This window comes from Paenarthrobacter sp. NPDC056912 (genome assembly GCF_042786555.1).
In the GTDB taxonomy this organism is placed as follows: Bacteria; Actinomycetota; Actinomycetes; order Actinomycetales; family Micrococcaceae; genus Arthrobacter.
Map to the genome: position 1 here is coordinate 1 of NZ_JBHUCD010000013.1, position 19898 is coordinate 19898.

Sequence of the window (19898 nt, forward strand, 5' to 3'; positions counted from 1 at the left end):
GACCGATTCAGGCCTGACGAAGCACCGCTTAAACGAGACACGGTCGTTGCAACTCCCAAAAATTCTGGGTGTTGCAACGACCGCTAGAACCCAAGTGATTCTTGTGGGGCCTCAGCTGTGTGTTCTACAGCGGGAGCAGTTCCGAGAGGTCGGCGCGCAGGCCGGAGGCATCAACCTTGCCGCCCGAAACTGCATCCGCCCACGTCATCCGGCCGGTCACCAACGAAAGCCAGGTGGCGGCGTCGCACTCGATCACGTTGGGTGGAGTTCCGCGCGTGTGGCGGGGCCCCTCAACGCATTGCGTAACGCCGAACGGCGGCACACGGACCTCCACCGAATTGCCGGGCGCGCGTGCGGTCACTTCCTCAAGGGAGAAGCGGACCGCCGTCGCAATCAAAGTGCGCGACGGCGGGGTCCCGGCCCCGGCGGTTTCGCCACCGGAAAGTTCGACGGCGGCTTGCCAGGCTGCGAGGGCAGCGCGGCCTTCTGCCAGGTCAACGCGGCGTCGTGCAACAGCCATGGGTGTTTCTTCCTTCTTAAGTAGTACGCGTCAGTTGAGCAGCGCTGAGACTGCGTGCCCCAGCCGGATCCGGCCCACGGCCCTGCCACCGCCGAGCACAGGCTCAACCACCCGTTCCAGGACGCTGGAAACGGCCGGGATGTCCACGGCTCCGCTGACGGCAAGGAGCGTCAGGCCCACGAGTGATGTGGCGCGGAGGTTGCCGTCCAGGACCTTCACGGCCACAGTGGCTCCGGTCGGGGTTGCCAGGACCAGGACGCCCTCTGCACCGATCTTGGCCAGGACGTCCAGCTCTTCCATGACGATCGTGTTGGATTCGCCCTTGCCTTGGACGGCCCAGGGGTAGTCCAGCATGGAGGTGGCGATGGTGGCGGCACGTGCATTCGACGAGGAATCGCCGGGGGACCTGGCCAGGCGGGAATAGGCGCGAGCCAAGCCCGTCAAGGAGAGTGCTGCCACGGGTGCTCCACAGCCATCGATGCCCAGATGCGAGATCGGCTCACCGCTGTATTCCTCGATCACGGACCGTACCCGCTGCTGGAGGGGGTGGTTCGGTTCCAGGTAGCTGCGGAGGTCCCAGCCGTTTTCGGTGCACGCCCAGAGGAACGCGGCGTGCTTGCCGGAACAATTGAAGGCCAATTTGGACTGTCCGCGCTCGGACCGTACCAGCCAGTTGCGCGCCGTTTCGTCCTGCGGCCATGCGGCGGGGCACTGAAGGTGCTCTTCCCGGACGCCGGCAGCCTTGAGCATTCCCTCCACCACGTCCATGTGGTCCAGGGACCCGGTGTGGCTGCCGCAGGCAATGGCAACCTGGGCGCCCCGGAGGGGCACGCCGGACTGCATGGAAGCGAGTGCCTGGAAGGGTTTCAGCGTGGAACGCGCATAGATGGGAGCGTCGATGTCACCGAGCTTGGTGACCACTGAGCCGTCACCGGCGAGAACGACGGCTGCGCCGACGTGCCGGGACTCGATAAAGCCACTGCGTTCGATCACTGCCAGTTCGACGGCGGACTCTACGTTGAACGTTTCATGCGAACTCATGGGCATGTAGCAAGTCTAGGGCGAACGGGGCCGGTTCCCGGGTCATCCCGCGTGCGCGGGCGGTCATCCCGCGTGCGCGGGCGGTCATTCGCCGCCCGGGGAGTGACACAGCTTAGGACGCGCGCCCGACACAAAGTACCCTTGAAGACTGTGAAGGTACTCGTCATTGGCCCAGGCGGCCGCGAACACGCCATTGTCCGCTCTCTGCTTGAAGATCCCAACGTTTCCGAGGTCCACGCGGCTCCGGGCAACGCCGGCATCAGCAAGCTCGTTCCCACGCACGCAATTGACGGGAACAACCCGGAAGCTGTGTCCGCACTTGCCATTAAGCTTGGCGTGGACTTGGTTGTTGTCGGCCCGGAGGCCCCGCTTGCCGCGGGCGTGTCCGACGCCGTCCGTACCGCCGGTATCCCGGTGTTTGGTCCCAGCAAGGAAGCCGCGCAGTTGGAGGCCTCAAAGGCCTTCGCCAAGCAGATCATGGCGGAAGCAGGCGTCCCCACGGCCATGGCCCGCGTTGCCACCAACGCTGAGGAAGCCGCCGACGCCCTGGACACCTTCGGCGCCCCGCACGTCGTCAAGGACGACGGTTTGGCCGCTGGCAAGGGGGTTGTGGTCACCAAGGACCGCGCTGAGGCCCTGGCGCATGCCCAGACCTGCTTCGATGCCGGTGGAACCGTGGTCATTGAAGAATTCCTTGACGGACCCGAGGTTTCCCTGTTCGTCCTCTGCGACGGAAAGACGACCGTTCCCCTCTCTCCGGCGCAGGACTTCAAGCGCATCTTCGACAACGACGAAGGCCCCAACACAGGCGGCATGGGCGCCTACACCCCGCTCGAATGGGCTCCCGAGGGTTTGGTCCAGGAAGTCATCGACCGCGTGGCGCAGCCCACCGTTGACGAAATGGCCCGCCGCGGCACCCCGTTCATCGGTGTGCTGTACTGCGGCTTGGCCCTCACCTCGCGCGGCACGCGCGTCATCGAGTTCAACGTCCGCTTCGGCGATCCCGAGACACAGGCCGTCCTGGCCCGCCTCAAGACCCCTCTCGGTGCGCTGCTGCTGGCAGCTGCCAAGGGCGAACTGGACACGGCAGAAGAGCTGCGCTGGTCCAAGGACACAGCAGTCGCCGTCGTCGTTGCTGCCGAAAACTACCCGGACGCACCCCGGACCGGTGACCGCATCCGTGGCCTGAAGAAGGTTGACGAGCTGGACGGCGTCCACGTCGTCCACGCCGGCACCACGCTGGACGAGGAAGGCAAAGTGGTTTCGGCCGGCGGCCGCGTCCTGGCGGTTGTGGCGCTCGGTTCCGATCTGGTGGAGGCCCGCGAAAAAGCGTACGACGGCGTTGAGCTGGTTCAGCTTGAAGGCTCACAGTTCCGTACGGACATTGGAGGCAAGGCCGCCCGCGGCGAAATCCGCGTGCCCTATACCGCCACCGGCACCATCCCGAAAGTGCAGGCTTGAGCATGACTGACGGCATCCCCAGCGGCGGCTTTGACACGGAGACGTTGGAACTTCCGGGCTGGACGCACGTCTACTCCGGCAAGGTGCGCGACCTCTACGTTCCCGCCGACGAAGCCATCACGGAAATGATCGGCCAGGAGTGCGTCCTGGTGGTCGCCAGCGATCGCATCAGCGCCTACGACCACGTCTTGAGCAGCGAGATCCCGGACAAGGGCCGCGTCCTGACGCAGCTGAGCCTCTGGTGGTTCGACCAGTTGGACGTTGAGCACCACGTGCTGGCGTCCACGGTGGAAGGCGGGGTTCCGGCCGCCGTCGAGGGCCGTGCCATGATCTGCAAGAAGCTGGACATGTTCCCGGTGGAATGCATCGCCCGCGGTTACCTGACGGGATCGGGCCTGGCCGAGTACAAGGCATCCGGCACAGTGTGCGACATCCCGCTGCCTGATGGCCTGGTGGATGGTTCCCGTTTGGAGAAGGCGCTGTTCACGCCGTCGGCAAAGGCCGAGGTTGGCGAGCACGACGAAAACATCACCTACGACGACGTCGTGGCCATGGTGGGCGACGACATTGCTGCCCGCCTCAGCGAACTTACGTTGAAGATCTACACCCGCGCCGAGGAGATCGCCCGCGAACGCGGCATCATCCTGGCCGACACCAAGGTGGAGTTCGGCATCGACGCCGCCACGGGCATTATCACCCTGGGCGACGAAGTCCTGACGCCGGACTCTTCGCGGTTCTGGGACGCGTCCACGTACGCGCCGGGACAGTCGCAGCCTTCGTACGACAAGCAATACGTCCGCGACTGGCTGACGTCTGCCGAGTCCGGCTGGGACAAGGCCTCGGACACCCCTCCGCCTGCACTGCCCGCTGAAGTCGTGGAGCGCACCCGCGCCCGCTACGTCGAAGCGTACGAAAAACTGACTGGCCGCACTTTTGCCTAGGCCTAACCCAACTGGGTGACAGCACATGCTCCACTGAACCCTCAGTGGGACGTGTGCTGTCACCCAGTTTGGGTTAATCAGGCTTCGGAGTGTTCCTTGGCGGCACGCCGTTCAGCGAGGCGGATCTCCAAGACGGCGTCCATGGCCTGCTGCACCCTGTCCGAGGCTCCGGCCGCGCTGAAGTCATGCTGCGCCTCTTCCAAGTAAAGCAGTGCCTCAGAAGCCTCACCGGCGGCCTTGAGTGACTTTCCCAGAAGCAGGGAAACCTCGCCGGCAGTATGCCGGGCAAGGACTTTCCGGTCCTCGTAGATTTCGCGGAGCTTGGCGACGGCTGCAGTGATGTCGCCGGTCAAGTACAGCCAGCGGGCGCGGATGAAGGCAACTTCCAACTGGTCGGTCTTGTTGCCGCCGACAATGGAGAGAGCCAGTTCTGCGCGCTCTATGGCTGACAAGGTTTCCGGTTCCACAATGCCCGAGGACAGGCGGACTGCTGCGGAGGCCTTGTTGAACCGGGCCCACAATTCGATGTCGTTGGCGGGGGAGAGGAGCTTGGAAGCCCGTTCGTGGTGCTTGATGCCTTCAACGTAGTCGTGCCGCATGAAGGCCACGTTGCCCACTACCCACGCTACTTCGCCGGCCAGCTGTGACATGGAGTGCTCGTCCATGTGCTCGATCATGGCCAGGCAGTAGGTCCAGGCCTCGTCCAGCTTGCCGCTTTCGGCGAGGGCGCCAATCAGCGCGCGGTGTGCGCCGATGATCAACGTGGAACCCTTGGGCAGCTGTTCGCTCAGCTTCACTGCCTGTTTTGCATGCTCGACGGCGGTGGCCAGTTGGCCTTGTCCGTGACACACTGCGGCAAGCATCTGCCATGCCCGAACTCCGAGGCCGGCGGATTCGGTGGCCATGGGGTGTTCCAGAAGATGCTCAACGATCTGCTGGCATTCCTTGAGCTGGCCTTGCTTCATCACGCACTCGGCCTGCATGTACGTCATGTTCCACCACGCGCTGTTGTTCTTCGCCTCAAGGGCTATCTGCGCTGCTGTGGCTGCATGGCTGGCGGCAAGCTGGTAGTCGCGCAAGTCCCAGGCTTGCCGGGCGTACAGGCCGGCGAGGACGTACTCGGCGTCGCTCACGGACACTGGCTGGCTCCATGCCTCCAGTGCCTTGGGAGCGAGTTCAAGCCGCCGCGCAAGCTCCTCGATGACCTCGGCAGTGGGTTCACGCCGGCCTGTCTCCAACAGCGAGATGTAGCTCGGGGAGTACAGGTTCTTCCCTAGCTCAGCCTGCGTTAACCCGCGTTCGAGCCGTTCGGCACGTAGCTTCTCGCCGAATCCGTTTCCCACGGGTCCCTCCTACAGGTGTCTTTTTCACCAAAACCTTGACAGTCTCTGTGGAAAACATTTTACAATGTATGTCAACAGGGACAGTGCAATTTCCGTAACGAATCCGACTCGCATTGGGGAACATTATGTTCAAGAAAATCGCCGCTTCGGTGGCCTTGGCAGGCGCACTGGCTTTTACGGTTGCGGCTCCCGCAGTCGTGTCCGCTGCACCCGCAGCAGACTCCAGCACGGTAAGTGCTATTGGTAACTGGCCCGATCCCATGCGTATCGCGGCACCTACCAAGGACACGGGTACCAAGGGTACGGTCAAGACGCCGCCGACGTACACCACGTCGTCCATCGGCAACTGGCCGGATCCCATGTAAATCAAATGAAGTGAAGAAACCCCGGGGCATGACGAGCGATGCCCCGGGGTTTTCTTTTGCCCTTTTGTGGGTGTACTGGCGAGGACAAATGTCCGCGTCCCTTGCCGTCCCGCAAGTGTCGCAGGGCAAACAAAAATGGCGCCGATTTCTCGACGCCATTTTCGTTATTGGTCGGGATGACAGGATTTGAACCTGCGACCTCTTCGTCCCGAACGAAGCGCGCTACCAAGCTGCGCTACATCCCGATCCGCTGCGAAAGCAACTGTTCAAGGATAGCTGAATAGCACCGCGATGCGAAATCGAGGAGTGGGTGTGCCTCGTCACACGAGCGAGTCCCGCCACGCCCCGTGCAATTGGGCAAACCGACCGCCTCCGCTGATCAACTCGGCCGGGGTGCCGTCCTCCACAATTCGTCCGTCGTGGACCACCAAGACCCTGTCGGCCGTCTCCACGGTGGAGAGGCGGTGGGCGATGATGATGGCCGTGCGGGCGTCGTTCTCACCGGCAACGCCTTCCAGGAGGTTCGAGAGTCCCTGCTGGACCATGCGCTCCGAGGGGATGTCCAAGGACGAGGTCGCTTCGTCCAGGATCAACACCGCCGGAGCGGCCAGGAAGGCCCTGGCAAAGCCAATGAGCTGCCGTTGGCCGGACGACACACGCCCGCCGCGCTTGTTGACGTCGGTGTCGTACCCGTCGGGCAAGCTCATGATGAACTCGTGGGCACCCACCGCTGTGGCGGCAGCCTCGATTTCAGCGCGCGAAGCTTCGGGACGGCCCAAAGCGATGTTGTCCGCCACGGAGCCGCTGAACAGGAACGCTTCCTGGGTCACCATCACCACGGCGCGGCGGAGGTCTGTGGTGGAAAGGTCACGAAGATCGATGCCGTCCAGGGTGATGGCGCCCGAGGTGACGTCGTAGAAGCGTGCCACCAGTTTGGCCAACGTGGACTTTCCCGCGCCTGTCTGTCCTACCAAGGCAATGGTCTGGCCGGCGGGGATGTGAAGGTCCAACGTGGGGACAACAACTTTGCCGTCGCTGTAGCCGAACTCCACGCCCTTGAAGTCGATCTCACCGCGTGAACTCTTCAGCGCTACCGGATTCTTCGGTGGGCGGACGGTGGGGATCTCCTCCAAGAGGCCGGACACCTTCTCCAATGCCGCCTGTGCACTTTGGAACGAGTTGTAGAACATGGCCATCTGGTCCACGGGCTGGAAGAAACGCTTGGTGGAAAGGATAAGCGCCAACAGCACGCCCACCGCCAGTTCGCCGCTCAGAACCCGGAAGCCTCCGAACAGCAGGACCACGGCCACGCAGACATTCCCGATCAGCACCAAGCCAGGCTGGAAGACGCCGTTCAGGTTGATGGAGCGGACAGTGTTCTTGCGGTAGTCCTCGGCCAGCTGGCCGTATTGGGCTGCATTTTCGCGTTCCTTGCGGAATGCTTTCACAGCGCGGATGCCGGTCATGGTTTCCACGAAGTGCACGATCAGCCGGGCCGAAACCACCCGGGACTCCCGGAAAGCGATCTGCGAGTGCTTCTGGTACCAACGGGCCAGGAAGAACATCGGAACGCCGGCCGCCAGCATGATCAAACCTGTGCGCCAATCCAAGGCGAACACCGTGAAAGCGGTGAACAGCATGAACAGCATGCCGGACGCCAGGGAGCTCACTCCCGAATCGAGGAGTTCCCGCAGCGCTTCGAGGTCCGAGGTCTGCCGGGCAATGATGCGCCCGGACGTGTATTTCTCGTGGAACTCAAGGCTGAGCCGTTGGGTGTGCCGGAAGACGCGGAGTCGGAGGTCCAGCAGCATCGCCTGGCTCAGGCGTGCAGTGGAGGTCACGTACAACGCCGTCACCGCGGCCGTGATGATTGCTGCTGCCAGGTACAGCGCCCCGGCGAGCACCAGTGGCCCGTTGTCGCCTGCCTGCAGCGCGGGGAGGGCGTTGTCGATGCCAAAGGCTATCAGTGCGGGGCCGGCCACGCGGGTCAGCTGTGAGACCACCACCATGGCGATCGTCAGCCAAAAACGCACGCGCACCGGTCGGATCAGCGAGGCAAGCAAGGTGAGCGACCGGCGTCGTACGGCTTTGCTGTCTGCTTTGGTGAGGAGCGTGTTGTCCTCGTTGGCGGTTCCAAAAGTCGTGGCGCTCACCGGCGGGCCTCCTCAGCGGTTTCGAGCTCGTCCAGTTCGCTGTCGAGGTCCTTCGGACCGGCGTCCAGGCTGGCGATGACGTAGCGGTAGTGATCGTTTTCGGCCAACAGTTCCGTATGGGTTCCGACGGCGGTGATGGTCCCGTTTTCGAGCAGGGCCACCCGGTCCGCCAAGGCCACAGTGGATGGGCGGTGCGCGACGATCAGGGTGGTGGTGTCGTGCAGGACCTCGCGCAGGCGGGCCTCCACGCGTTCTTCGGTATTCACATCCAGCGCGGACAGGGGATCGTCCAGGACAAGGACTTTCGGCTTGGCGGCGATGGCGCGTGCCAGTGCGATTCTTTGCCGCTGGCCGCCGGAAAGGCTCAGCCCTTCCTCGCCGATCAGAGTGTCCACACCCTCCGGCAATGAGTAGGCGAACTGTGCCTGGGCCACGTCCAACGCCTCGTCCAACGCTGCATCGCTGGGATCGGGGGCGCCGAGCAGGACGTTGTCCCGTACCGAGCTGGAGAACAAGGTGGTGTCCTCGAAAGCCACGGCCACGATCCGCCGGAGCTCGTCGATGTCGAAGTCGCGGACGTCCACGTTGTCGATTGTCACGGAGCCTTCAGTGACGTCGTACAGCCGCGGAACCAGTTGGAGCAGGGCGCTCTTGCCGCTGCCAGTGATACCCACCAGGGCCATGGTTTCGCCCGGGCGGATGTCGAGGGTGATGTCGTGCAGGAGGCTGCCGCCGTCGTCGAATCCGAAGCCCGCGTGCTCGAAGCGCAAGGCGCCCTTCAACGTTTCCGGGACTTCGGCGTGTTCCGGCGAGGTGATGGTGTTCTCGGTATCCATGACTTCGAAGTGGCGGTCCAGCGCCGTCTTTGCGGTCAGTGCCATGGCCAGGAGCATGCCGGAGAATTCAACGGGCGTGGCCACCACTGCTGCTGTTGCGAAGAAGGCCACCAGCGCGCCGATGCTCAGCTGGCCGCTGGCCGCAAGCATGATGCCCACCACCAGTCCGACCCCCAGCGCCAACTCCGGGAGCAACGTGACCACCAGCGTGAAGCCGGCCTGCTGCTTGGCCTTCGCGATTTCGGTCTGCCGCAGCTCTTCAGCCTGACCATTGAAGTTTTCCAGGGCTTCGCGGCTGCGGCCGAACGCCTTCAAGACGCGGATGCCGTGAACCGATTCCTCCACCGTCGTGGCGAGGTCTCCGGCTTGATCCTGGCTGAGCCGGGTGACCAGGCTGAAGCGTCGGCGGAAGCGGAACGAGTTGATCATGATAGGCACGGCCGCGGCGAGGAAGATCAGCGCCAACTGCCAGCTCATCGAGAACATGACTCCCACGCCGATAATGACGGTCAGGGTGGTGACCACCAGCATGATTGCGCCGAACGCCATCCAGCGTCGGAGGAAGCTCAAGTCCGTCATGGCGCGGGAGAGCAGCTGACCCGAACCCCAGCGGTCGTGGAAGGCCACGGTCAATTGCTGCAGGTGGCCATAAAGGCTCACCCGCATCTTCGTTTCCACTGTGGTGGCAGGGTTGATCACGAACTGGCGGCGCAAGGCCACCAACCCGGCTTCTGCGACACCCAGCACAAGAATCACGACGGCGGCAATCCAGACGGCGCCGCTGTCACCGCCGGGTTGCAGCGAGTTGTTGACCAGGACGCGCAAAACCTGCGGAATCGTCAGCGCGACAACGCTGGCCAGCAGGGCGCAGATCAGTCCCATGAAAAGCCGGGGGAGTATGGGCCGGACGTGAGGGTACAGGCGGCCGACGGAGGTGAAAAATGACGTTTGTTTGGACATGCCCGCTTCTCAACAGCTGGTTCTTCAGATGGTGCGGAGGTAGTTTCCCGTAGCAACTACCCTATGCCATGCCGTGATTCGTTTCACAGGACCGCGCAACGTCGGTGAAATGTTTGACCAGTTATTGGGGATCGTAATGACCCCTTGGGCTTAGCTGCGTGCCGTGAGGGTGAGCAGGACCGCTTCCGGGCGGCAGGCGATGCGGACCGGTGCGAAACGGGAGGTGCCGATGCCGCCAGAGACATTCACCGGCGTCGTGAATCCATCGCTGTCCCAATCGTGTAGGCCCTTGGCCCGCCACGTGGGGAGATCGCAATTGGAAACCAAGGCGCCGTAGCCGGGGATGCAGATCTGGCCGCCGTGCGTATGGCCGGCGAGGATCAGGTCTGCTTCGGCTTCGGTGAAATGGTCAAGTACTCGCTGGTACGGAGCGTGGACGACGGCTACCCTCAGGTGCGGGCGGGCGTCCTGGTTCACGGTGCCGCGTGGCCAACCTGCGTAGCGTTCGCGTTTCAGGTGAGGGTCATCGACTCCGGAGAAATCGAACCGCAATCCGTTCAGCACTACGGACTGCGCCCGGTTGGTGAGGTCGATCCAGCCGCTCATGCCAAAGGCCGAGCGCAGCTTGGGCCAATCGAGCTTCGTGGGTTGATTCTTAGGCTTGGACGGACCACGGAAGTAACCCGCCGGATTCTTGATCCTTGGCGCGTAGTAGTCGTTGGAGCCGGGGACAAAGACTCCCGGAAACTCCATGAGTGGACGCAGGGCGCTGACCAGGGGGTCGATGGCTTTGGCGTGGCTCAGGTTGTCGCCGGTATTTACCACTAGATCCGGCTGCAGCTCGGCCAGCGATTGAAGCCACCGGGCTTTCTTGTCCTGGCCCGGGATGAAGTGGATATCACTCAGGTGGAGGACTCGGAAGGGCGCCGAACCTTCGGGAAGGATCGGCAGAGTTTCGTGGCGGACCTCGAACTGGTCCTTTTCCCACCAACCATATGCAGCTGCTGCCGCTCCGGCCGTTGCGCCGACGGCAGCAGTTACGGCGAAACCGCGCCCGACGGTGCGGACGCGGTTTGCCAGTGAATCACGGAAGGACACGTTTAGTCCTTGTTGCCGTTGCCGTTATTGCCTCCGTTGGTGGAGGGTGCGGTGGACGGGGTAGTGGTGGCCGGTGCAGAACGCTGTGTCGGAGCTGGAGTACCCAGCAGGTTGGACGGCGGCTGCTGGAACGGGTTGGTTCCGTAAGCCGGTGCCACCGACAACATGTAGTTGCTGAACTGCGGGCCCGCGATCATGTAGCCGTCAATGGACGGGTAGAACTTGCCATTGACGGTCAGATTACGGCCGGGGCGCAACTGATTGTCCAGCGGATCACCGAACCAGGAAGCCGTTGCGAGGCCCGTGGTGTAACCGACTACCCAGGTGGAGCCGTTGGAGTCGTTGGTGCCGGTCTTGGCAGCGACGGGGAAGTTCTTGGAGTTCAACGCCGGGCGGATCAGGGAGCCTGAACCTTCATCAAGAACCTTCCCCATGGCGTAGGCAACGCCCCTTGCAACCTCGGGCTTAATTGCATCCTTGCAGTTGGAAGACTGGGCGGGCAGATCTGCGCCCGACTGGTCCTTGACGGATGTGATGGCGATCGGTTCGCAGTACTTTCCGTCAGCGGCGAACGTGGCGAAAGCGGACGCCATGGTCAGCGGTGCTGTCTGAGTGGCGCCGAGCAAGTTGGACAACGTGGTCATGGGGACCTGCGGGTTCGGGTCGGTCACCTTGCCGGCGTCATCGCGCGTCGGCAGTCCGCCATGGATGCCCGTGGCATCAACGATGCCTTGGATTCCGCAGAGATCAAGCTGCGCCGCCGATGCAAAAGTAGCGGTATTGATGGAGTTCTTGAGGCCCCAAAGCACCGTCATGGTCCGGTAGTAATCCGGCTCCGAATTTTGGAGGTCGATGCTCCCGTTGGTTGCGTCGTACCAGCCGACTGTCGGCGTCGGGCACGTGTTTCTCCATGGAAAGTTCTGTGGGTATCTACGAGTGGCCGCGTTGACGTTCTGGTTCATCGACTTGCCCTCGTTCAGCCATTCAGCGAACGTGAAGGGCTTCATCGTGGAGCCGGGCTGGAAGCCGCCGATGCCGTTGAGGTCGTTGCCCTTGGCATCAAGGACGTCCACGTTGAAGTTCTGCGTCTGGTCGAACTTGCCCTCTTGGGGCAGCCAGACGGTGTTTTGCGCCATGCTCACGATCTGGCCCGTGCCGGGTTGGACGGAGGTGATCGACGCACCCCATTTGTCCGGGTTGGCGCCGGCCGTTGCATCAACCTGCTGCTGGGCGACGGTCTGCGCCGTGGGATCCAGCGTGGTCTTGATGGTGAGGCCGCCACGCATGATGCGCTTCTCGCGCTCTTCCTGCGTGTCACCGTAAGCGGGGTTGTTGAAGAGCAAGTGCAGCACGTAGTCGCAGAAGTACGGCGCCATGGTGGCATACGCGCAACCCTGGCGTGCGGGGGTGACCTTGGTGGTCACCGGAGTGGCAACGGCTTCGTCGTACTGGGCCTGGGTGATCTTGTGTTGGTTGACCATGGCAGCCAGCACAAGATCGCGGCGGGCCTTCGAGTTGTCCGGGTTCGAGATCGGGTCGAACGCGGATGGGCTGTTCACCAAGCCGGCCAGCAAGGCCGCCTGGGGGAGCGTCAGGTCCTTGGCCGAGGTGCTGAAGAAGAACTTCGATGCTGCCTCGATGCCGTAGGCGTCGCGGTTGAAGAAGACGATGTTGAGGTATCCCTCAAGGATCTGCTCCTTGGAGAACTTCTTCTCCAAGGCGATGGCAAGCTTCATTTCGCGGAGCTTGTCACCCACGCCCTTGTTGACGCCGTTAAGCAGGACGTCCTCACCCTTGCCGGACGCCACCAGGGACTCATTGATGACGTTGTTGACGTACTGCTGGGTGATGGTGGACGCGCCCTGCTTATTGCCGCGGGCGGTGCTCACCAGTGCTCGCATGATGCCGGTGGTATCAATGCCGCCGTGCTCATAAAAACGGCTGTCCTCGATTGCGATGACAGCGTCCTTGATGAACGGGCTCATTTGGTCCAGCGGCACCTTGGTCCGGTTCTCCGCATAGATCGAGGCGATCGGCGTACCGTCCTTCGCCAGGATCGTTGTGTTCTGGCTGGGCGGATCCACTTGGAGCTCCGCCGGCAGAGTGTCAAAGAACTGAATGGAACCACTTGCGGCACTGCCCGATACGGCGGCTGCGGGGACCAAAAGGCCCGCCACCAGGACGCCACAAATCGCGCTCACGCCAAGGAAGCCTAGAATCTTTCCGAGGGTGGTGGCAGTGTCGAATATGGGGTTCTTGCGAGTCACCATGTTTTCCACTTTACCGGCAAGGGCTAGGCTTTCTGTCATGACCAAATGGGAGTACGCCACGATTCCGCTCATTATTCACGCCACGAAGCAGATCCTGGACCAGTGGGGCGAAGACGGCTGGGAGCTTGTCCAGGTCGTCGGTGGCCCCGATGGCAAAGGCCTTGTCGCATACCTTAAAAGGGAGAAGCAGTAACTATGACAACCCCCGCAGAAACCACGTCTCCCGCGGAATCCGGTGCCCCAACGTCAGCCGTTGAGCAGCGCCTGGCCGAGCTCGGACTGACCCTCCCGGAGGTCGCCGCTCCCGTTGCTGACTACGTGCCCGCCGTTGTCTCCGGCAACTACGTTTACACGTCCGGCCAGCTGCCGTTTATTAACGGCAAACTCGAAGCTACCGGCAAGGTCTCCCTCGGCGAGTTGGGCACTTCCGACGAGTCCACCGTTAGTCCCGAGGACGCAAAGCGCTACGCCGCCGTATGCGCAATCAACGCCCTCGCTGCAGTCAAGAGCGTCATCGGCGATCTCGACCGCGTCACCCGCATCGTCAAGGTAGTCGGCTTCGTGTCCTCCGACCCCACCTTCACCGGCCAGCCCGGCGTCATCAACGGTGCGTCCGAACTCCTCGGCCAGGTACTGGGCGACGCCGGCAAGCACGCACGCTCCGCCGTCGGCGTTTCCGTCCTGCCGCTCGACTCTCCTGTTGAGGTCGAGCTCATTGCTGAATTCAGCTAAGGAACCGGTTCAACCAATTGCCGCAGCTTGCCCGTCGCCTGTTCGTATTGCCTCCGGAACTCGAAGGTGCAGCACGAAACTGGCTTGAACTCGGCGAGCGGACCCCCAGGGCCGCCCGCTACGCATCATCAGTCGTTCTACTGCGCGACTCACCTACCGGTCTGGAGACCTGGCTTGGCTACAGGCCAGGCTCCTCGCCGTTGGGTGTCGTCGCGTACCCCGGCGGGTCCCTGGACCCCTCCGACGACAACCCCGTAGGTTGGGTGGGCCCCTCGCCCCAGCATTGGGCTGAGCACATGGGGACGGACGACGTCGGACTCGCCCGCCGTCACGTGGTGGGCGCCATCCGCGAACTCTTCGAAGAAACCGGCGTCCTGCTCGCAGGGCCTGATGCTTCGTCCACGGTTGAGGCCAACTCCACGGTGGAGTGGATGAAAGCCCGCGAAGCCGTGGCCGCCCAGGAGAAATCGTTCACCGAAATACTGGCCAAGCGCGGCCTGTCCTTGCGAACCGACCTGCTGAAGCCGCTTGTGAATTGGCTCAGCCCGGACTTCGCGCACACCCGCTTCAACACCCGTTACTTCGCCGCCACCGTTCCAGTGAACCAGCAGCCCATGATCCTTGGAAGCAAGGGCGTGTGGGGCCGTTGGGTGTGCGCCGCCGAAGCCATCGCCCTGCGTGAAACCACGGCATTGGGCGACGAAGTCGGGCAGGAAAACACTGTGGGGCTCACCCTTGGGCAACTTCTTGTGCCGGGTTCTGAAATCATGCTCGAGAAAATGGCGGCTGCCAACGGGTGCATCGCATACCTGAGCTACAAACGCAAAGCCCACGTGTACCAAGCCAAATTGGTGGACGAAGGCGGAGCGCTGATGCTCGAGGTCGAGGCCGCCCGAACCGTTGCAGGGGAACCCCAAAGGGAGCGCTAAGCCGCGAATTGCGTCTGGTCCATCCCCTGCAGGCGTGACTTCCGCCGTACTTTGCCGACGCTCTCTCACTTCCCCTCACGTTTCTCCCGACCTTCTCTCACTTCCCTCACGCTATTGGCGATCGCTCTCTCACCTCCCTCGGGAGGCGTCACCGCATCGCCGTTCGCGGCCCGGAGATAGACGTGCGCGAGATGCCGTAGGTGCGGCACCAAAGCTGCTGGTGACTCGACGGTGAATTCCATGCCCAGCATGCCGATGTACGCGGCAATGGTTTCCAGGCTGTCGGCACCGGTGACCAGCACGGACTCGGTATCGGAAATCGACTCAACCACCCCTACCGTGTGGTTGATTCGGGCGAGTACCGCCTCGGCTGGCGCTGCGATCCGGAGACGCGCATGGACCTTCCAGCCGCTGGCCGCGATGGAGCGCATCGCGAAGGCGGTGTAGTCGCCGCGCGGCAGAGGGGCAGGGGTGAAGCGTCGCCAAGTCCGCATTCTCGGCTCGATCCAATCCGCGCGGAAAACACCCCATTCACCCGATGCCGGATCACGCCCCACCAGGTACCACCGTCGCTGCCAACTCAGCAGGCGATACGGTTCCACCAGCCTGGAGGTTCCGCGATCATCGAAGCGGAACCACTCGACGTCGCGGATCGCTGCGGCAATTGCGGCGAGAACCGAATGATCGACCTCGGGGTCGGGTGCATCGGTCCCGTTGTTCTCGGGAGCACGATCCACGTTCGAGAGCGCCGCCAGAGTTGGTCGCAGCCGCGACGGCAGCACCTGCTCGAGCTTGGCCAGGGCACGGGCGCTGGATTCGGCGACGCCTGCGATGCCAGTTGCTGTCCGCAGGCCGATTGCGACGGCGACCGCCTCCTCATCGTCGAGGAGGAGCGGAGGGAGTTTGCCGCCGGCACCGAGGCGATAGCCGCCGGTAGCCCCACGCGTCGCGTCCACCGGATAGCCGAGTTCACGCAGCCGGTCCACATCCTTGCGCACTGTGCGTGTGGAAACGTTGAGCCGTGCAGCGAGTTCGGCCCCTGTCCAATCAGGCTTGGCCTGCAGGACGGACAGGAGTGCCAAGAGGCGTTCAGCCGTGGAAGACATCGAGTGTGATTCCTGGTTCTATTAGGAAGAAACTGTTCCTATATAAACCGTAACGTCTTAAGCATGGTCAATATCACAGACACAAGCATCGAAATCCGCAACTTCCGTCTCGACGTGCCACAGGCCGAACTCAACGAGCTGATGGAGCGACTGGCGCGGACCCGGTTGCCCCAAGCAGGGCCAGTCGACGACTGGGACACCGGTACCCCGAACTCCTACCTTCGCGAAGCCGTGGACGTGTGGACCACCAGCTTTGACTGGCGGGCGCAAGAGGCACGCATCAACGCCGTACCGCACTTCGTTACCGAGATTGACGGGCAGCCGTTCCACTTCATCCACGTGCGATCACCGCATCCGGGAGCCACGCCGCTGCTCCTGGCCCACACCTACCCCGGTTCGTCCGTCGACTACCTCGACATGATCGACGAACTCACCGATCCTGTGTCCCATGGCGGCCATGCCGAGGACGCCTTCGACGTCGTGATTCCTGATGCCCCAGGCTACGGATTTTCCCAGCCTGTTAACGAGGCCGGTTGGAACACAGCCCGCGTGGCCCGCGCCTATGACACCCTGATGCGCGGCCTTGGCTACACCCAGTACGGAGTCCACGGTTCGGATAACGGAGCGATGGTGGCCCGGGAGCTCGGACTTTTGAAGCCGGACGGATTCCTCGGCCTCCACGTCCTGCAGCTGTTCTCCTTCCCGTCGGGAGACCCGGGCGAGTTCGAGAAGCTCGAACCGCAGGACTATGCGGGGCTTGCCCATATGGAGTGGTTCCAGTCAGTCGGGGGCTACAACACCATGAACGCCAGTCGGCCGCAGACGGTATCCGTGGGACTGAGCGACTCGCCTGTGGGACTGCTGGCTTACAGCGAGCTGTTCAACTCTTTCGGAAACGGCACCTCGCTGGTGCCGCTGGAGACGATCCTCACCGAAGTCACCGTGAACTGGTTCGCGAATGCGGCAGCAGGCATGAGCCGGAGCTATCTCGAAAACACGCGCAACCAGGCTGAGCCGCAGGTGAATGCTGCGCCAACCGGAGTGGCCGTCTTCAAGGACGATTTCCAGACGATCCGGGTCTTTGCCGAGCGCGACAATTCGAACATCGTGCACTGGAGCCGGTTTGAGGAAGGCGGACATTTTGCCGCACTTGAGGTGCCATCGCTCGTAGCCGGTGACATCCGGGCATTCTTCGCAACGGTGCGCGCCGCGCTGTAGTTTCCGGAAACCAACGTGCGGAAACCAGCCCACAAAAAAGCCGCCCCGGTGATCACCGGAGCGGCTTTTCGATGCGACTTAGCGGGAGCGCTGGCGGAGGCGCTGCATGTCGAGGATGACCACGGCACGGGCTTCCAGACGCAGCCAACCGCGCTGGACGAACTCGGCCAGTGCCTTGTTGACGGTTTCGCGTGAAGCGCCAACCAGCTGGGCCAGTTCTTCCTGGGTGAGCTCATGAGCTACCAGGACGCCGTCGGTGGCCGGGCGGCCAAAGCGGTCGGCCAGGTCCAGGAGTGCCTTGGCAACGCGGCCCGGGACGTCCGAGAACACGAGGTCGGACAGGGAATCGTTGGTGCGGCGCAGGCGGCGGGCCAGGGCCTGCAGCAGCTGGGCTGAAACCTCGGGACGCGTGCGGAGCAGGGCGTTGAGGCTTTCGTTCTTCAGGCCTGCCAAGCGGGTCTCGGAGACGGCGGTGGCCGTGGCGGTACGCGGGCTGGGGTCGAACAACGCCATCTCGCCGAACAGCTCGCCCGGGCCGAGGATTGCCAGCAGTGACTCGCGGCCATCGGGGGAGGTACGGCCGAGCTTCACCTTGCCGGAAACGATGAAGTAGAGCTGGTCACCCTGGTCGCCTTCGCGGAACACCGAAGCTCCACGCGAGAGGTCCACCTCGGTGAGTTCGTCCGTCAGCAAGCGGAATGCGTCGTCGTCAAGGGTGGCGAAGAGGGGTGCGCGGCGCAATACCTCGATGTCCATGAAATCTCCTGAATATAAGTTTCGGTCGTGGCGCTCCAGCCATTGTTTCAGAATTTTTAAGCTTCTGTGACGTACTTGGCACGTGAAACGCTGAAATGGCGCGGGTTCCGGGCGTTCGAGGGCCTGTAGACGGCACTTATGACGGCGGCTAAGGGGTCTGTGGGGTGACCGGACTAACGGTTGGCTGTCAGGGTCCACAACTACAATTGGCGCTACCCGGCTATGAGGAGCATTGGTGTTTGGCTTGACGATATTGGATTTGGCATTGATCTTGATGCTGCTGTCCTACTTGATCTACGGCCTCCGTAATGGCTTTATGGTCACTCTCGGTGGAATTGCCGGATTCGTGGTGGGCGCCATTGCAGCCTTCATCGCCGTGCCGCTTGTTAGCGGCTGGGTGACCGACAGCGGATGGAGGCTCACCGCCACGGTGGGCTCCGCCGTCGTGCTTATTGCTTTGGGGCACGGCCTCGGCACCATGATCGGGCGCAAAGTCCGCCACGCCGTGCGGATCAAGCCGCTGCACGCGGTGGACCGGCTGATCGGTGGCGTGGTCAGCGTGGTGGTTGCCGCGCTGGTCATGTCCATGCTGGCGTTCAGCATCAGTTCGCTGGGTGTGCCTTTCGTCTCCCAGCAATTGGCCGAGTCGCGGGTCATCCGGTACATCGATTCCATGACGCCGACTCCCGTCAAGACCACCATGGCGCAGTTGCGTTCCACGGTCATCGGGGACGGCATTCCCAAGCTGATTGAAGGCATCGGTCCAGCGACGCCTGTGCCGGTTCCCAACGCGTCCACTGACACTCCGGCCTTGAACCAGGCCGCCGAGTCGGTGCTCAAGATCGCAGGCACTGCGTTCGAATGCGGCCAGAACCAGACCGGTTCCGGATTCGTGGTTTCGCCCGGGCGCGTCGTGACCAACGCCCACGTTGTGGCGGGCGTGTCGCAACCTGTTGTGGAAATTCCCGACGGCGGTGCGTTGCCGGGTCGGGTGGTTTACTTCGACCCCCAGCGGGATATCGCAGTTCTGGCCGTGGATGGGCTTCCGTCCAACCCTTTGCCGCTGAGTTCCGACCTGCCTGATGGCAGCCCCGCCGCGTTTGCCGGTTACCCCCACGGCGGGCCGTTTCAATCCAAGCCGGCTACCGTCCAGGGGATCTCAACCATCCTGGTTCCGGACATCTACGGCAACAATCCCTCGCCTGAACTGGTCTACAAGCTGGCCGGCGACGTCCAGCCCGGCAACTCGGGTGGACCGCTGTTGACCATGCAGGGCCAGGTCGCGGGGCTGATCTTTGCCAAGACCACTACCGACGCCGCACTGGGCTTTGCACTGACCATGGCTGATCTGGAGCCGGTCGCTGCCCAGGCCCCGGGTCTTACCGACCCCGTTTCCGCCGGACAGTGCACCCGTAAGTAACCGACGCTCACTCACATCACCCGGGTGCTCGGACGACGCTCACTCACATCACCCGGGTGCTCGGACGACGCTCTCTCACATGGTGACTATTTTTCGGTCACCCTCTCTCACCTTGTGGGCGCAATTCCCGGACGCTCTCTCCCGGCTATAGATTGGGAGTCATGACTGAAGCCACTCCCGCCACCGAAGCCGGTCGCGGCACCATCCTTGTGATCAACGGCCCCAACCTGAATCTGCTGGGCACCCGCGAGCCGGAGAAGTACGGCACCTCCACATTGGCCGATGTTGAACAACTCGCCATGACCGCGGCCGCCGCCCATGGCTTCACTGTGGATTGTGTGCAGTCGAACCACGAGGGCGACCTGCTCGACGCCATCCATGCTGCGCGCGGCACCGCCGTCGGGATCGTGATCAACGCCGGTGCCTACACGCATACTTCCGTGGCACTTCGTGACGCCCTCGCGGCTGTCCAACTGCCCGCCGTCGAGGTACACATCACCAACGTTCACCAGCGCGAAGAGTTCCGGCACCACTCTTACCTCTCCGGGGTATGCAACGCGATCATCGTTGGGGCTGGTGTCCTCGGATACAAACTGGCCATCGACTACCTGGCTGAAACGGTCTGACGCCCGTCGGGAAGTGAGAGACGGTTCCCCGGGGGACGGTCGGGAAGTGAGAGACGGTTCCCCGGGGGACGGTCGGAAAGTGAGAGAGGGTTCCCCCGGGGACGGTCAGGAAGTGGGAGAGGG

Annotated in this window: 18 protein-coding genes and 1 tRNA gene; 9 read left to right on the plus strand and 10 right to left on the minus strand. The window is 63.0% G+C overall.

All coding sequences use genetic code 11. The annotated features are described in order from the left end of the window. Nucleotides 1-124 precede the first annotated feature (124 nt). Both ACFRJ9_RS14705 and ACFRJ9_RS14710 read right to left on the minus strand, forming a co-directional pair. The gene (locus tag ACFRJ9_RS14705) at nt 125-520 is read right to left on the minus strand and encodes a sterol carrier family protein (RefSeq protein WP_377669272.1); all 396 of its coding nucleotides are present in this window, start codon (nt 518-520) and stop codon (nt 125-127) included. Between the two features lie 30 nt (nt 521-550). Beyond that, nucleotides 551-1567: an asparaginase gene (locus ACFRJ9_RS14710; protein ID WP_377669274.1), complete on the minus strand. Its 1017-nt coding sequence runs from the start codon at nt 1565-1567 to the stop codon at nt 551-553. Nucleotides 1568-1711: 144 nt separating this feature from the next. Here ACFRJ9_RS14710 and purD point away from each other — a divergent pair, with 144 nt between their 5' ends. Together purD and ACFRJ9_RS14720 are read left to right on the plus strand one after the other, a co-directional pair. Next, nucleotides 1712-3022 carry a phosphoribosylamine--glycine ligase gene (gene purD / locus ACFRJ9_RS14715; protein ID WP_377669579.1) on the plus strand — a complete coding sequence of 437 codons (1311 nt, stop codon included), beginning with the start codon at nt 1712-1714 and terminating at the stop codon, nt 3020-3022. Nucleotides 3023-3024: 2 nt separating this feature from the next. Beyond that, on the plus strand, nt 3025-3963 hold the full coding sequence (locus ACFRJ9_RS14720; protein ID WP_377669276.1) for a phosphoribosylaminoimidazolesuccinocarboxamide synthase: 939 nt from the start codon (nt 3025-3027) through the stop codon (nt 3961-3963). Nucleotides 3964-4040: 77 nt separating this feature from the next. Here ACFRJ9_RS14720 and ACFRJ9_RS14725 read toward each other — a convergent pair whose 3' ends face one another. Next, nucleotides 4041-5306, minus strand: coding sequence for a helix-turn-helix domain-containing protein (locus ACFRJ9_RS14725; protein ID WP_377669279.1), 1266 nt, complete (start codon nt 5304-5306; stop codon nt 4041-4043). A gap of 125 nt (nt 5307-5431) precedes the next feature. On the opposite strand from ACFRJ9_RS14725, the gene ACFRJ9_RS14730 reads away from it, so the two are divergent. After that, nucleotides 5432-5671 (plus strand): hypothetical protein, encoded by a 240-nt coding sequence (locus ACFRJ9_RS14730; RefSeq protein ID WP_377669282.1) that lies wholly within the window; start codon nt 5432-5434, stop codon nt 5669-5671. Nucleotides 5672-5839: 168 nt separating this feature from the next. Here the strand turns inward: ACFRJ9_RS14730 and ACFRJ9_RS14735 are convergent. The 5 genes from ACFRJ9_RS14735 to ACFRJ9_RS14755 form a co-directional block, all read right to left on the minus strand. Next, nucleotides 5840-5916 (minus strand) — tRNA-Pro (locus tag ACFRJ9_RS14735). Nucleotides 5917-5991: 75 nt separating this feature from the next. Continuing rightward, complete coding sequence (locus ACFRJ9_RS14740; protein WP_377669285.1) at nt 5992-7824, minus strand: ABC transporter ATP-binding protein; 1833 nt, start codon at nt 7822-7824, stop codon at nt 5992-5994. Next, nucleotides 7821-9620 (minus strand): ABC transporter ATP-binding protein, encoded by a 1800-nt coding sequence (locus ACFRJ9_RS14745; protein ID WP_377669288.1) that lies wholly within the window; start codon nt 9618-9620, stop codon nt 7821-7823. The genes ACFRJ9_RS14740 and ACFRJ9_RS14745 overlap by 4 nt, the downstream gene beginning before the upstream one ends. A 150-nt stretch (nt 9621-9770) precedes the next feature. After that, the gene (locus ACFRJ9_RS14750; protein ID WP_377669290.1) at nt 9771-10718 is read right to left on the minus strand and encodes a metallophosphoesterase; all 948 of its coding nucleotides are present in this window, start codon (nt 10716-10718) and stop codon (nt 9771-9773) included. 2 nt (nt 10719-10720) lie between these two features. Beyond that, nucleotides 10721-13027 (minus strand): transglycosylase domain-containing protein, encoded by a 2307-nt coding sequence (locus ACFRJ9_RS14755; protein ID WP_377669292.1) that lies wholly within the window; start codon nt 13025-13027, stop codon nt 10721-10723. On the opposite strand from ACFRJ9_RS14755, the gene ACFRJ9_RS14760 reads away from it, so the two are divergent. From ACFRJ9_RS14760 to ACFRJ9_RS14770, 3 genes are read left to right on the plus strand one after another with little or no spacing between them, the layout of a single operon-like run. Then, nucleotides 13026-13181, plus strand: coding sequence for a DUF4177 domain-containing protein (locus tag ACFRJ9_RS14760; RefSeq protein ID WP_011775990.1), 156 nt, complete (start codon nt 13026-13028; stop codon nt 13179-13181). The two genes, ACFRJ9_RS14755 and ACFRJ9_RS14760, sit on opposite strands and share 2 nt — an antisense overlap. Before the next feature lie 2 nt (nt 13182-13183). Next, the gene (locus ACFRJ9_RS14765) at nt 13184-13720 is read left to right on the plus strand and encodes a RidA family protein (RefSeq protein ID WP_377669295.1); all 537 of its coding nucleotides are present in this window, start codon (nt 13184-13186) and stop codon (nt 13718-13720) included. A gap of 17 nt (nt 13721-13737) precedes the next feature. Then, the gene (locus ACFRJ9_RS14770) at nt 13738-14649 is read left to right on the plus strand and encodes an NUDIX hydrolase (protein ID WP_377669297.1); all 912 of its coding nucleotides are present in this window, start codon (nt 13738-13740) and stop codon (nt 14647-14649) included. A 65-nt stretch (nt 14650-14714) separates the two neighbouring features. Here ACFRJ9_RS14770 and ACFRJ9_RS14775 read toward each other — a convergent pair whose 3' ends face one another. Beyond that, nucleotides 14715-15755, minus strand: coding sequence for a helix-turn-helix transcriptional regulator (locus tag ACFRJ9_RS14775; RefSeq protein ID WP_377669299.1), 1041 nt, complete (start codon nt 15753-15755; stop codon nt 14715-14717). 63 nt (nt 15756-15818) lie between these two features. Between ACFRJ9_RS14775 and ACFRJ9_RS14780 the strand changes: the two genes are divergently transcribed. Continuing rightward, nucleotides 15819-16973 carry an epoxide hydrolase family protein gene (locus ACFRJ9_RS14780; RefSeq protein ID WP_377669302.1) on the plus strand — a complete coding sequence of 385 codons (1155 nt, stop codon included), beginning with the start codon at nt 15819-15821 and terminating at the stop codon, nt 16971-16973. A 78-nt stretch (nt 16974-17051) separates the two neighbouring features. On the opposite strand, the gene ACFRJ9_RS14785 is transcribed toward ACFRJ9_RS14780, so the two are convergent. Beyond that, nucleotides 17052-17729, minus strand: coding sequence for a Crp/Fnr family transcriptional regulator (locus ACFRJ9_RS14785; protein WP_011775987.1), 678 nt, complete (start codon nt 17727-17729; stop codon nt 17052-17054). 235 nt (nt 17730-17964) lie between these two features. Between ACFRJ9_RS14785 and ACFRJ9_RS14790 the strand changes: the two genes are divergently transcribed. Together ACFRJ9_RS14790 and aroQ are read left to right on the plus strand one after the other, a co-directional pair. After that, the gene (locus ACFRJ9_RS14790) at nt 17965-19149 is read left to right on the plus strand and encodes a MarP family serine protease (protein WP_377669305.1); all 1185 of its coding nucleotides are present in this window, start codon (nt 17965-17967) and stop codon (nt 19147-19149) included. Between the two features lie 161 nt (nt 19150-19310). Further along, a complete protein-coding gene (gene aroQ, locus ACFRJ9_RS14795) occupies nt 19311-19775 on the plus strand; it encodes a type II 3-dehydroquinate dehydratase (RefSeq protein ID WP_377669307.1) in 465 nt (154 codons plus the stop codon). Nucleotides 19776-19898: the final 123 nt, after the last annotated feature.

What these genes read in the sequence shown, in the direction of transcription:
- ACFRJ9_RS14705 (WP_377669272.1), bottom strand. Translation starts at nt 520, where the DNA reads ATGGCTGTTGCACGACGCCGCGTTGACCTGGCAGAAGGCCGCGCTGCC.
- ACFRJ9_RS14710 (WP_377669274.1), bottom strand. Translation starts at nt 1,567, where the DNA reads ATGCCCATGAGTTCGCATGAAACGTTCAACGTAGAGTCCGCCGTCGAA.
- ACFRJ9_RS14720 (WP_377669276.1), top strand. Translation starts at nt 3,025, where the DNA reads ATGACTGACGGCATCCCCAGCGGCGGCTTTGACACGGAGACGTTGGAA.
- ACFRJ9_RS14730 (WP_377669282.1), top strand. Translation starts at nt 5,432, where the DNA reads ATGTTCAAGAAAATCGCCGCTTCGGTGGCCTTGGCAGGCGCACTGGCT.
- ACFRJ9_RS14745 (WP_377669288.1), bottom strand. Translation starts at nt 9,620, where the DNA reads ATGTCCAAACAAACGTCATTTTTCACCTCCGTCGGCCGCCTGTACCCT.
- ACFRJ9_RS14760 (WP_011775990.1), top strand. Translation starts at nt 13,026, where the DNA reads ATGACCAAATGGGAGTACGCCACGATTCCGCTCATTATTCACGCCACG.
- ACFRJ9_RS14755 (WP_377669292.1), bottom strand. Translation starts at nt 13,027, where the DNA reads ATGACAGAAAGCCTAGCCCTTGCCGGTAAAGTGGAAAACATGGTGACT.
- ACFRJ9_RS14765 (WP_377669295.1), top strand. Translation starts at nt 13,184, where the DNA reads ATGACAACCCCCGCAGAAACCACGTCTCCCGCGGAATCCGGTGCCCCA.
- ACFRJ9_RS14775 (WP_377669299.1), bottom strand. Translation starts at nt 15,755, where the DNA reads ATGTCTTCCACGGCTGAACGCCTCTTGGCACTCCTGTCCGTCCTGCAG.
- ACFRJ9_RS14780 (WP_377669302.1), top strand. Translation starts at nt 15,819, where the DNA reads ATGGTCAATATCACAGACACAAGCATCGAAATCCGCAACTTCCGTCTC.
- ACFRJ9_RS14785 (WP_011775987.1), bottom strand. Translation starts at nt 17,729, where the DNA reads ATGGACATCGAGGTATTGCGCCGCGCACCCCTCTTCGCCACCCTTGAC.
- aroQ (WP_377669307.1), top strand. Translation starts at nt 19,311, where the DNA reads ATGACTGAAGCCACTCCCGCCACCGAAGCCGGTCGCGGCACCATCCTT.